This is a genomic window from Streptomyces sp. NPDC021020 (genome assembly GCF_044333285.1).
Lineage (GTDB): Bacteria > Actinomycetota > Actinomycetes > Streptomycetales > Streptomycetaceae > Actinacidiphila.
Window position 1 is genome coordinate 197,194 of record NZ_JBIRQQ010000003.1, and the last position, 12,447, is coordinate 209,640.

Annotated in this window: 9 protein-coding genes; 5 read left to right on the plus strand and 4 right to left on the minus strand. The window is 73.3% G+C overall.

Annotated elements, in window-relative coordinates:
• Positions 1-3 precede the first annotated feature (3 nt).
• Positions 4-1,632, minus strand: coding sequence for a carboxyl transferase domain-containing protein (locus ACH4SL_RS09325; protein ID WP_398442973.1), 1,629 nt, complete (start codon positions 1,630-1,632; stop codon positions 4-6).
• Between the two features lie 99 nt (positions 1,633-1,731).
• On the opposite strand from ACH4SL_RS09325, the gene ACH4SL_RS09330 reads away from it, so the two are divergent.
• From ACH4SL_RS09330 to tesB, 3 genes are all read left to right on the plus strand, one after another.
• Positions 1,732-2,343: a TetR/AcrR family transcriptional regulator gene (locus tag ACH4SL_RS09330; RefSeq protein WP_398442975.1), complete on the plus strand. Its 612-nt coding sequence runs from the start codon at positions 1,732-1,734 to the stop codon at positions 2,341-2,343.
• Between the two features lie 105 nt (positions 2,344-2,448).
• Positions 2,449-3,606: an acyl-CoA dehydrogenase family protein gene (locus ACH4SL_RS09335; protein WP_398442977.1), complete on the plus strand. Its 1,158-nt coding sequence runs from the start codon at positions 2,449-2,451 to the stop codon at positions 3,604-3,606.
• A gap of 5 nt (positions 3,607-3,611) precedes the next feature.
• Positions 3,612-4,487 carry an acyl-CoA thioesterase II gene (gene tesB / locus ACH4SL_RS09340; protein ID WP_398444064.1) on the plus strand — a complete coding sequence of 292 codons (876 nt, stop codon included), beginning with the start codon at positions 3,612-3,614 and terminating at the stop codon, positions 4,485-4,487.
• Positions 4,488-4,508: 21 nt separating this feature from the next.
• Here tesB and ACH4SL_RS09345 read toward each other — a convergent pair whose 3' ends face one another.
• The 3 genes from ACH4SL_RS09345 to ACH4SL_RS09355 all read right to left on the minus strand — a co-directional run bounded on the left by ACH4SL_RS09345 (position 4,509) and on the right by ACH4SL_RS09355 (position 7,287).
• On the minus strand, positions 4,509-5,699 hold the full coding sequence (locus tag ACH4SL_RS09345) for a sensor histidine kinase (protein ID WP_398442979.1): 1,191 nt from the start codon (positions 5,697-5,699) through the stop codon (positions 4,509-4,511).
• The gene (locus ACH4SL_RS09350) at positions 5,696-6,397 is read right to left on the minus strand and encodes a response regulator (RefSeq protein WP_398442981.1); all 702 of its coding nucleotides are present in this window, start codon (positions 6,395-6,397) and stop codon (positions 5,696-5,698) included. Before ACH4SL_RS09350 ends, ACH4SL_RS09345 begins: the two co-directional genes overlap by 4 nt.
• 86 nt (positions 6,398-6,483) lie before the next feature.
• Entirely contained in the window at positions 6,484-7,287 is an 804-nt protein-coding gene (locus ACH4SL_RS09355; RefSeq protein ID WP_398442984.1) for a phosphatase, read from the minus strand.
• Between the two features lie 171 nt (positions 7,288-7,458).
• Between ACH4SL_RS09355 and speB the strand changes: the two genes are divergently transcribed.
• Both speB and ACH4SL_RS09365 read left to right on the plus strand, forming a co-directional pair.
• Positions 7,459-8,427, plus strand: coding sequence for an agmatinase (gene speB / locus ACH4SL_RS09360; RefSeq protein ID WP_398442987.1), 969 nt, complete (start codon positions 7,459-7,461; stop codon positions 8,425-8,427).
• A gap of 171 nt (positions 8,428-8,598) precedes the next feature.
• Entirely contained in the window at positions 8,599-12,429 is a 3,831-nt protein-coding gene (locus tag ACH4SL_RS09365; RefSeq protein ID WP_398442989.1) for an ABC transporter ATP-binding protein, read from the plus strand.
• Positions 12,430-12,447 lie beyond the last annotated feature (18 nt).

Genomic DNA, 12,447 nt, shown 5'->3' on the forward strand with positions numbered 1-12,447 from the left:
GCCTCACATCCGGAAGACGCCGTAGCCGGGCGCGGCGGGATCGGCGGCGGGCAGCGGGGCGTTCGCACAGGCGGTGAGCGCCAGCCCGAGCACCGTGCGGGTCTCCAGCGGGTCGATCACCCCGTCGTCCCAGAGCCTGGCGGTGGCGTAGTAGGCGTTGCCCTGCGCCTCGTACTGCTCGCGGACGGGCTTCTTGAAGGCTTCCTCGTCCTCCTCGCTCCACTTCTCGCCGGCCGCGGCGAGCTGGTCGCGCTTGACCGTCGCGAGCACCGAGGCGGCCTGCTCGCCGCCCATCACGGAGATCTTGGCGTTGGGCCACATCCACAGGAAGCGCGGGCTGTAGGCCCGGCCGCACATCGAGTAGTTGCCCGCCCCGTAGGATCCGCCGATCACGACCGTGAGCTTGGGAACCCGCGCGCAGGCCACGGCCGTGACCATCTTGGCGCCGTGCTTGGCGATGCCGCCCGCCTCGTACTGCCGGCCGACCATGAAGCCCGAGATGTTCTGCAGGAAGAGCAGCGGGATGCCGCGCTGGTCGCACAGCTGGATGAAGTGGGCGCCCTTGAGGGCCGATTCGCCGAACAGGATGCCGTTGTTCGCCACGATCCCCACCGGATGGCCCGCCAGCTGGGCGAAACCGGTGACCAGGGTCGTCCCGTACTCCGCCTTGAACTCGGCGAACCGGCTGCCGTCGACCAGCCGGGCGATCACCTCGCGTACGTCGTAGGGGGTCCGGGAGTCGACCGGCACCACCCCGTAGAGGCCGGCGGGATCCACGGCCGGCGGCTCGGTCGGCCGCAGTGTCCAGGGCGGGGCGGGGCGCCCGGGCAGGGTGGCGACGATGTTCCGCACGATGCTCAGGGCGTGCGCGTCGTCCTCGGCGAGGTGGTCGGTGACCCCCGAGATCCGGGAGTGCACCTCGCCGCCGCCCAGCTCCTCGGCCGTGACGACCTCGCCGGTGGCAGCCTTCACCAGCGGCGGTCCGCCCAGGAAGATCGTGCCCTGCCCGCGGACGATCACCGCCTCGTCGCTCATCGCCGGGACGTAGGCGCCGCCGGCGGTGCACGACCCCAGCACGGCCGCGATCTGCGGGATCCCGCGGGCGGACATGGTGGCCTGGTTGTAGAAGATCCGGCCGAAGTGGTCGCGGTCGGGGAAGACCTCGTCCTGCCGGGGGAGGAAGGCGCCGCCGGAGTCGACCAGGTAGACGCACGGCAGCCGGTTGTCGAGGGCGACCTCCTGGGCACGCAGGTGCTTCTTGACCGTCATGGGGTAGTAGGTGCCCCCCTTGACCGTCGCGTCGTTGGCGACCACCACGACCTCGCGCCCGGCCACCCGGCCGATCCCCGCGATCACCCCGGCGGCCGGTGCCTGCCCGTCGTACATCCCCTCGGCGGCCAGCGGTGCCAGTTCGAGGAAGGGCGAGCCGGGGTCGAGCACCCCGTCCACCCGGTCTCTGGGCAAGAGCTTCCCCCGCGCCGTATGTCGGGATCTGGCCCTCTCCCCACCACCCAGGCGCGCGGCCGCGAGCGTGTCGCGCAGGTGCGCGGAGAGCGCGGTGTGCGCGGCCGTGTTGGTGCGAAACGCCTCGGATGCCGGATCCGCGGTAGTGGTGAGGACGGGTGCTGCCATGGTTCTGCCCCCCGGGCTTCGCGAGCGAGGATGTTAGCGGTCGTTAACTTGATTACCCCACGTTAACGCTCGCTAACCGGATTGTCTAGACTCGACCTCATGAACTCGACGAATTCGGCGCTCAGCCGGCGCGACCAGATCCTCAGGGAGGCCGCACGGCTCTTCGCCGAGCGCGGCTTCCACGGCGTGGGCGTGGACGAGATAGGTGCCGCGGTCGGCATCAGCGGCCCCGGGCTCTACCGGCACTTCGCGGGCAAGGACGCGATGCTCGCCGAGCTGCTGGTGGGGATCAGCGGCCGGCTGCTGACCGCGGGCCGGCGCCGGGTCGCGGAGGCGGCCGGTCCCGAGCAGGCGCTGAACGCGCTGATCCGCGGCCACATCGACTTCGCGATCGACGACCGGCCGCTGATCACCCTGCACGACCGCGAGCTGGACCGGCTGCGCGAGTCCGACCGCAAGCTCGTCCGCCAGCTCCAGCGCCAGTACGTGGAGGTGTGGGTGGGGGTGGTCGGCGCGGTCCATCCGGGCGCCACGGAGCGTGAGGTACGGACGGCCGTCCACGCCGTCTTCGGCCTGCTGAACTCGACGCCGCACCTCGGCGCACAGGCCGTCCTCGCCAGCCGCGCCGGGATGTCCGAACTGCTGCGCAAGCTGGCTCTCGGCGCCCTGGGCGCCCTGGACAGCGCGCAGGACTGGCGGGTAACTTACTGAGCGCTTGCTTATCCCGCCCGCCGTGCCGCGCTGCCGGTCGGCGGCGGGGACGGCGGGCCGGTCAGTCCAGTTCATTCGTCACCACTCGCCGACGGGAGGCGCGCTGTGCGTCGTACGGTGTTCAACGAGGACCACGAAGCATTCCGCGAGACGATACGCGCCTTCATCGAGGCCGAGGTCGTCCCGGTCTACGACGAGTGGCTCGCCGCGGGCCAGGCGCCGCGCGACTTCTACCGCAAGCTCGGTGAGCTGGGCGTCTTCGGTATCGAGGTGCCCGAGGAGTTCGGCGGCGCGGGCGAGGAGAGCTTCAAGTTCCAGGCCGTCCTCACCGAGGAGTGCGCCCGCGCCGGGGTCAGCTTCGGCGGCAGCAGCGTGCACACCGGCCTGTGCCTGCCGTACGTGATGGCGTACGCCGACGAGGAGCAGAAGAAGCGCTGGCTGCCGGGCTTCGCGAGCGGTGACACCATGTTCGCCATCGCGATGACCGAACCGGGCACCGGCTCCGACCTCGCCGGGATGAAGACCACCGCCAAGCTGTCCGCCGACGGCAGCCACTACGTGCTCAACGGCGCCAAGACCTTCATCACCGGCGGCGTCCACGCCGACCGTGTCATCGTCTGCGCGCGCACCGCGCCCGCGACGAAGGAGGACCGCCGGGCGGGCATCTCGCTCTTCGTCGTCGACACCGCGTCGGAGGGCTACGCGGTGGGCCGCAAGCTGGACAAGCTCGGCCTGAAGGCCTCCGACACCGCTGAGCTGTCCTTCACCGACGTCAGGATCCCGCTGGAGGACCTGCTCGGCGAGGAGGGCAAGGGCTTCTCCTACCTCGGCCAGAACCTGCCCCAGGAGCGGCTGGCCATCGCGGTCGGCGCCTACGCCCAGGCCGCGGCCGCGATCCGCTTCGCCAAGGCCTACGTCAAGGACCGCACGGTCTTCGGCCAGTCCGTCGCGTCGTTCCAGAACACCAAGTTCGAGCTGGCCGCCTGCCAGGCCGAGGTGGACGCCGCCCAGGCCGTCGTCGACCGCGCCCTAGACGCCCACGACGTGCGCGAGCTGACCGCCGCCGACGCCGCGTCCGCGAAGCTGTTCTGCACCGAGGTCGCCGCCCGGGTGATCGACCGCTGCCTGCAGCTCCACGGCGGATACGGTTACATGAACGAGTACCCGATCGCGCGCCTGTACGCCGACAACCGCGTCAACCGCATCTACGGCGGCACCAGCGAGGTCATGAAGTCGATCATCGCCAAGTCGATGGGCCTGTGAGCGAACTGAACGAGCCCCTGGAAGCACTGCTCGCCCTGCTCGATCTCGAACCGATCGAGCAGGACATCTTCCGCGGTGTCAGCCGCCCGGCGGTCGTGCCGCGGGTCTTCGGCGGCCAGGTCGCCGCGCAGGCCCTGGTCGCCGCGGGGCGCACCGTCCCCGCGGACCGCGGGGCGCACTCCCTGCACGCGTACTTCCTGCGGCCCGGCGACCCCGGCGCGCCGATCGTCTACCAGGTCGACCGGATCCGCGACGGCCGCTCCTTCACCACCCGGCGGGTCGTCGCGATCCAGCACGGCCAGCCCATCTTCCACCTGTCGGCCTCCTTCCAGGCCGCGGAGGAGGGGCTGGAGCACCAGGAGCCGATGCCCGACGCGCCCGCCCCGGAAAGCCTGCCGGACGCCGCGGAGCTGCTGCCCGCCCACGCCGACAAGTTCCCCGACCCCGGCGTCATCGACCGGCTGCTGGAAGCACGCGCGGCCGTCGACCTGCGCTACGTCGAGGACCCGCCGTTCCTGACCGCCGGCACCGCGCGCGAGCCGCGCTCCCAGGTCTGGTTCCGCACCCGCGGCAAGCTTGCCGACGACCCGCTGCTGCACGTGTGCCTCGCGACCTACGTGTCCGACATGACGCTGCTGGACTCCGTCCTGCTCGCGCACGGCCGCGGCGGGTGGGCGGTCGGCGACGTCGTCGGCGCGAGCCTGGACCACGCCATGTGGTTCCACCGGCCCTTCCGCGCCGACGAGTGGCTGCTCTACGACCAGCACAGCCCTTCCGCCTCCGGCGGCCGCGGCCTGGCCTCGGCCCGTATCTGGACGCAGGACGGCCGGCTCGCCGTCTCGGTCATCCAGGAAGGCCTCGTCCGCATCCCCCGGACCTGACCCCGGCGGCCGCTCCGCTGCTCACCCTGCCCGGCCGTCCGGGAGCAGCGGCAGCCTGGCCCGCACGACGAAACCGCCCGACGGCCCGGGCAGCGCGGCGAATTCCCCGCCGAGCTGGGCGGCGCGCTCGCGCAGTCCGGCCAGGCCGTGGCCGCCGGACGGGAGCGCGGCCGGCGACGGCTGGGTGCCCGGGCCGTTGCGCACCTCCACCAGCAACTCGGCGCCGCTGCGCTGCACGCGCACCCGGGTGCGGGCGCCGGGCGCGTGCTTGCGCACATTGGTCAGCGCCTCCTGCACGATGCGGTAGGCGGCCTGCTGCACCTCGGCCGGCGGCTCGCCGTCCGCCCCTTCCGCCACCACGGCCAGGTCCCCGTGCGTCTGCGGCCCCGCCGCCGCGATGAGCGCCGGGATACCGGCCAGGCCCGGGCCCGCGGCCAGCTCCTGCGCCGTCGCGGCGGGCAGCCGCAGCAGGCCGACCATCCGGCGCAGCTCGTCCAGGGCGTCCCGGCTCAGCTCGCGTACGGCGCTCGCCGCGGCCCGCGCCTGCGGCCCCTTCGCCGTCGCCTCCAGCGCGCCGGACTGCACGGCGATCAGGCTGATGTGGTGGGCGACGGTGTCGTGCATCTCGCGGGCCAGCCGTGCCCGCTCGCGCACCACCGCCTGCTCCGCGGCCAGCGCGTGCTCGCGCTCCCTGCTGGCCGCCAGCTCCGCCAGCCGCCCGGTCAGCTCGCGGCGGGACGAGGCCAGCAGGCCCAGTGCGGTGGGCGCCACGGCCAGCAGCGCGGACAGCATGACCGCGAGGATCGTGTCCGACAGCGACCAGGTGACGGGGTCGCGGAAGGGCCAGGGTACGAGGTTGACCACCGCGGCCAGCAGCGCGCAGCCGCCGATCAGCAGCGCCCGGCCGGACACCCACCCGGACATTGCCGGGCGGAGCGTACGGCGCGGCAATGTGCCGCGTTCCCGCGCGGCCCCGCCCGCCGAGATCTCGTAGAGGGTGCCCATCGGCGAGAACCAGATGTAGCCGAGGGCGAGGGCGGGCAGCGTCGTGGCGTACGCCGTCAGGGGGAAACGGCGGCGCAAGGGCAGAGCCGCCGTGCCGAGGCAGGCGAAGGCCAGCGAGACGGGCCCGCCGAAGGACCGGGTGGCCCATACCTCGGTCGCGGACAGGGCCAGCAGCGCCGTGTCGGGGGCCGCGGCGCGGAATCTCACCCGCGCTCCGGATGCCGGGCCAGCCCCGCCTGGTGCGCGATGACCGCGGCGGCCACCCGGTTGGGGGCGCCCAGCTTCCGCAGCACCGCGCGGACGTGGTCCTTCACCGTGCCCACGGAGATGCGCAGCTCCGCGGCGATCCGCGCGTTCGGCTCGCCCGCGGCGAGCAGCGCCAGCACGTCCCGCTCCCGCCCGGTGAGCGCGCCCACGGCGGCGTCCGGCGCCTCCCGTACATCGCCGGAGTCCGTCGTCGGTACGGGATCCGGGGCATGGGGCGGGGCGCCGAGGAAACCGTCGACCACGGCCCGGCCCACGGTCGGGGTGAAGACCGTGCCGCCGGAGGCGAGGATGCGCACGGCGTCGATCAGGGTGCCGACCGCGGTGTCCTTGAGCAGGAAGCCGCAGGCCCCCGCCGCCATCGCGGCCCGCAGGTGCGCGCTGGTGTCGAAGGCGGTCAGCATGGCCACCGCGGGCGGCTCCGGCAGGGCCCGCAGCGCGCGCAGGACGCTCAGACCGTCGTCGGGCTCGGGCATGACCGCGTCGAGCAGCACCAGGTCGGGACGGGAGGCGGCGACCGCGGCCAGCGCCTGGTGGCCGTCACAGTCGGCGACCACCCGGATGTCGCCCGAGGATTCGAGGATGCTCCGCAGGGCCGCCCTGACCAGCGCTTCGTCATCGACGATCGCTACCTGGACCACGCTGCCGCCCGCCTTCCTCACCCGCCTTCACTGATCGTAACGAGGGATCGGGGACGCGTCAGGTCCGCGCGGACGGCCGCGGGGCCTCAGCCGGGCTGCGGAAGCCCGGCCTGCGCCAGCAGGTACGCCGTCATCGGCGCGTACAGGTGCGGCGGCACGTTGTCGTCCAGCGGCACCGTCACCAGCACCTTCCCCTCGGCCTCGCCGACGAAGAGGGCCGGGTCGTTGCTGTCGGCGAAGCCGACCGTGTCGATGCCGCGGGAGCCCGCGCAGCCGGCCCAGCCGTGGTCGGCGACCACCAGATCGGGCGGCGCCTCGCCCTGGCGCTCCAGCCCGGTCAGGACCTCCCGCATGGGGTCCGGCGAATGGGTGTGCACCAGGCCGCCGGCCCGGTGCAGCATGGCGACCGACCCGACGTGCCGGATCTCGCCCCCGTCGGCGTAGAGCCGGTCGGCGGGCAGGACCAGGGTGCAGCCCGCCGCCCGCAGCGCGCGGCCCAGCATGTGGTGCACCTCGTACAGTCCCGCGGGGTGACCGGTGGCCAGCAGCACCCGGGAGCGGTTCTCCGCCGCCTTGTGGAGCGCGACCGCCATCCGGTCCAGGCCGTCGACCGTCAGCTCCGGGTCGATCGTGTCCTGCCCGACGACATGCCCGCTGTCCGCCACCACGCCGCAGCGCTCGGCCATCAGCCCGAGGACGTCGGAGCGGTCCGTCCAGCGGTCACCGAGGTCCAGGCCGAACCAGTAGTAGCGGTTGCCCTCCGCCAGTTCGCGGTAGTGGTCGAGGTTGTTCTCCCGGCTCGTGGCCACGTCCCCGGCTATCCGGGTGCGTATCAGGTGGGAGACGAGGGCGCGGCGGGTGGGCGCGGCGGCGCCGGGATGCTTGGGCATGGGGACATTGTCCCGCCCGGCGGCCGACGTGTGCGATGTCCTGTGGATCGACGCCGAGGCGTAATAGACGGCCCGGTTGCGCGGGAACGTACAACTCGGGGACTTCCTGCGGCGGCATACGGTCGCCGGGACCCGCACCGCGTGCGTCCCGCACGCAGAAAGGCAGTCAGCATGAGCAGCGCACAGCCGCGCGGCCCCGTCGACTCCTCGCGCACCCCGCGCTTCGCAGGCCCGGCCACCTTCGCCCGGCTGCCCCGGCTGGACGAGGTGGGCAGCACCGACATCGCCGTCGTGGGCGTCCCGTTCGACAGCGGGGTGTCCTACCGCCCGGGGGCGCGCTTCGGCGGCAACGCGATCCGCGAGGCGTCCCGCCTGCTGCGGCCCTACAACCCCGCGCAGGACGCGTCGCCCTTCGCGCTCGCCCAGGTCGCCGACGCCGGCGACATCGCCGTCAACCCCTTCGACATCGCCGAGGCGGTGGACGGTGTGCAGGCGGGGGCGGACGACCTGCTGGGCACGGGCGCCCGGCTGATGACGCTCGGCGGCGACCACACCATCGCGCTGCCGCTGCTGCGGGCCGTGGCCGACCGCCACGGCCCCGTCGCGCTGCTGCACTTCGACGCGCACCTGGACACCTGGGACACCTACTTCGGCGCCCCCTACACCCATGGGACGCCCTTCCGCCGCGCGGTCGAGGAGGGCCTGCTCGACACCTCGGCGCTCTGCCACGTCGGCACCCGCGGCCCGCTGTACGGGCGCCGCGACCTGGACGACGACGAGCGGATGGGCTTCGGCATCGTGACGTCGGCCGACGTCATGCGGCGCGGCGTCGACGAGGTGGCGCAGCAGCTCAGGGAACGGATCGGCGACCGTCCGCTGTACATCTCGGTCGACATCGACGTCCTCGACCCGGCCCACGCGCCCGGCACCGGCACCCCCGAGGCAGGCGGCCTGACCTCGCGCGAGCTGCTGGAGATCCTGCGCGGGCTCGCCGACTGCACGCTGGTCTCCGCGGACGTCGTCGAGGTCGCCCCTGCCTACGACCACGCCGAGATCACCTCGGTCGCCGCCTCCCACACCGCCTACGAACTCACGACGATCATGGCCCGGCAGATCGCCGCCGGCCGGGACGCCTCCTAGCGCTGCTCCACCGCCGCCGGCTCACCCGGCCGGAATCACTCGAAGGGATTACGACCAAGGTCGCACTCTTGTGCGACCTTGGTCGTTGGTTTTGTTGCGGGAGGATGAAATGCGCAGCAGGACGTGTTGGAGTCGCGGGGTGGACGACAGACGAATCGGTGGGAGGACGGCGTGACGACGGCGAAGCCGGAGACAGCGGCGAAGGACGGCCCGGAGCAGGGATGGCTCCGCCGGCTGTCCTCGTACTGCTGGCGTTACAGGCGCAGCGTCCTGCTGTCGCTCGGGGCCTCGCTGCTCGGGATGGCCGTCGCGGCACTGGTGCCGCTCGTCCCGCGGCTGATCATCGACGACGTGATCGTCAAGCACGACAAGCCGCTCGCCCCCTGGGCGTTCGCCCTGGTCGCGGCCGCGTTGGTGGTCTACGGGCTGACGTACATGCGCCGCTACTACGGCGGCCGGCTCGCGCTGGACGTGCAGCACGACCTGCGGACCGAGATGTTCGGCACGATCATGAAGCTGGACGGCCGCCGGCAGGACGAGCTGAGCACCGGCCAGGTCGTCGGCCGCGCCACCAGCGACCTCCAACTCATCCAGGGCCTGCTCTTCATGCTGCCCATGGTCATCGGCAACCTGCTGCTCTTCCTGCTCTCGCTGGTCGTCATGCTGGTGCTCTCACCGCTGCTGACCCTGGTCGCGCTGGCCGTCGCCCCGGCGCTGTGGATCATCGCCAACCGCTCCCGTCACCGCCTCTTCCCCGCCACCTGGTACGCCCAGGGGCAGGCGGCGGCCGTCGCAGGGATCGTCGACGGCTCCGTGACCGGTGTGCGGGTGGTCAAGGGATTCGGCCAGGAGCAGCAGGAGATGGGCAAGCTGACCGAGGTCAGCCGCAGGCTCTTCGCCGGCCGGCTGCGTACGGTCCGGCTCAGCGCCCGCTACACCCCGGCCCTGCAGGCGGTGCCGTCGCTCGGGCAGATCGGCATGCTCGCGCTCGGCGGCTGGATGGCCGCGCGGGGCCAGATCACCCTGGGCACGTTCGTCGCCTTCTCCACCTACCTGGCGCAGCTCACCGGCCCGGTCCGGATGCTCACCATGGTGCTGACCGTCGGCCAGCAGGCCAGGGCGGGTGTCGAGCGCGTCTTCGAGCTGATCGACACCGAGCCCACCCTGGAGGAGGGCGCCGCGGAGCTGCCCGCGGACGCCCCCGCGACCGTCGACTTCGACCACGTCAGCTTCGGCTACAGCGCGGACCGCCCGGTCCTGGACGGCTTCGACCTCTCCATCGCGCCCGGCGAGACGGTCGCGGTCGTCGGCGCCTCGGGCTCGGGCAAGTCCACCGTCTCGCTGCTGCTGCCCCGCTTCTACGACGTCACCGGCGGCGCGGTGCGCGTCGGCGGCGTCGACGTGCGGGACCTGACCTTCGAGTCGCTGCGGTCGCGTATCGGCATGGTCCCCGAGGACAGCTTCCTGTTCTCCGACACCGTGCGCGCCAACATCGCCTACGGCCACCCCGACGCCACCGAGGAGCAGATCCTCGCCGCGACCCGGGCCGCCCAGGCGCACGGCTTCATCAGCGCGCTGCCGGACGGCTACGACACCGTGGTCGGGGAGCAGGGCCTCACCCTCTCCGGCGGCCAGCGCCAGCGCGTGGCCCTGGCCAGGGCCATCCTCACCGACCCGCGGCTGCTGCTGCTCGACGACGCGACCTCTGCCGTCGACGCCCGGGTGGAGGCCGAGATATTCGACGCGCTGCGCGAGGTCATGCGCGGCCGTACGACCCTGCTCATCGCCCACCGCCGCTCCACGCTGGCCCTCGCCGACCGCATCGCCGTCCTCGACGCCGGGCGGCTGTCCGACATCGGCACGCACGACGAGCTCCAGGAACGCAGCGCCCTCTACCGGGCGCTGCTGACCGACCCGGACGCCCTCGGCGCCGACGTGATCGAGATCGACCCCGTCGCCGTCCTCGGCCGCGAGGACGGGGGCGCGCAGAACAGCGGCGCTCCGGCCGGTCCGGGCCCGTCCGGGTCGGTCACGCCCGAACTGTGGCCCGCCGACCGGCGTCGGCCACCGGGGGAGGACGGCGCCGCCGGTGCGCCGCGCGCCGGTGCGGCCCCGGCCCGGCCCGGTGGCGGCCCCGGCGCGATGGCCGGAGCGCTCGCGGGTATGCCGGCCACGCCGGAGCTGCTGGCGAAGGTGGCCGCGCTGCCGCTGGCCGTGGACACCCCGGAGGTCGACGAGGAGCAGGCGCGTACCGCCGACCAGTCCTTCGGCCTGCGCGCCCTGCTGCGCGGCTTCCGCTCACCGCTGCTGGTGAGCCTGCTGCTGGTGGCGGTCGACGCGCTCGCCGGGCTGCTGCTGCCGGTGCTGATCCGGCACGGCATCGACGCGGGTGTGCGCCGCCAGGCGCTGGGCGCGGTGTGGGCGGCGTCGCTGCTCGGCCTCGGGCTGGTGCTGGCGCAGTGGGCCGCCGAATGGGGTTCCGCGCTGCTGACCGGCCGTACGGGCGAGCGGGTGCTCTACACGCTGCGGGTCAAGATCTTCGCGCATCTGCACCGGCTGGGCCTGGATTACTACGAGCGCGAGCTGACGGGCCGGATCATGACGCGGATGACCACGGACGTCGACGCGCTGTCCACGTTCCTGCAGACGGGCCTGGTGACGGCGCTGGTCAGCGTGCTCACCTTCGCCGGGATCCTGGTGGCGCTGCTGCTCATCGATGTCGAGCTGGCCCTGCTGGTCTTCGCCACGCTGCCGATCCTGATCGTCGGGACGTGGGCCTTCCGCCGTAAGTCGGTCCGCGCCTACGAGCTGGCCCGTGAGCGCGTCGCGGTGGTCAACGCCGACCTGCAGGAGCACGTCGCCGGGCTGCGCGTGGTGCAGGCCTTCCGCGGCGAGCGGAGCGGAGCCGCGCGTTTCGCGCGGCGCAGCGCCGAATACCGCCGGGCGCGGGTGCACGGCCAGTTCCTGATCTCCGTCTACTTCCCCTTCGTGCAGCTGCTGTCCAGCGTGGCCGCCGCGCTGGTGCTGATCGTCGGCGCCCACCGGGTCGGCGCGGGGACGCTGTCCGCGGGCGCACTGGTGGCGTACCTGCTCTACATCGACCTGTTCTTCTCCCCGGTGCAGCAGCTCTCGCAGGTCTTCGACGGCTACCAGCAGGCGTCGGTGTCGCTCGGCCGGATCGGCGAGCTGCTCCGCGAACCCACCACCACCCCGGCCGCCGCCGCACCGCGGCAGGCCGGCCCGCTGCGCGGCGAGATCGTCTTCCGCGACCTGCACTTCCGCTACGGCGGGCCCCAGGCCGAGGGGAGCGAGGCCCTCTCCGGCATCGACCTGCGTATCCCGGCCGGCCAGACCGTCGCCTTCGTGGGCGAGACCGGCGCGGGCAAGTCGACCCTGGTCAAGATGGTGGCCAGGTTCTACGACCCGACCGACGGAGCGGTCCTGGTGGACGGCCACGACGTGCGCGAGCTCGACCTCACCGGCTACCGGCAGCAGCTCGGCGTCGTCCCCCAGGAGCCGTACCTCTTCCCCGGAACGGTGCGCGACGCCATCGCCTACGGCCGGATGGACGCCACCGACGCCGAGGTCGAGGCCGCGGCCCGCGCGGTGGGCGCGGACACGATGATCGCCACGCTGAACGGCGGCTATCTGCACCGGGTCGCCGAGCGCGGGCGGAACCTGTCCGCGGGCCAGCGGCAGCTGATCGCGCTGGCCCGCGCCGAGCTGGTCGACCCGGCGATCCTGCTGCTGGACGAGGCCACCGCGGCGCTCGACCTCGCGACCGAGGCCCTGGTCAACCAGGCCGCCGACCGGCTGGCGACGCGCCGGACGACGCTGGTCGTCGCCCACCGGCTGAGCACGGCGGCGCGCGCCGACCGGGTCGTGGTGCTCGACCACGGACGGGTCGTCGAGGACGGTACGCACGAGGCGCTGCTGGCCCGCGACGGGCGCTACGCCGAGCTGTGGCGGACCTTCACCGGCGAGGTGCGGGCGGCGGCCTGACCGCCCGCACCCGCGGGG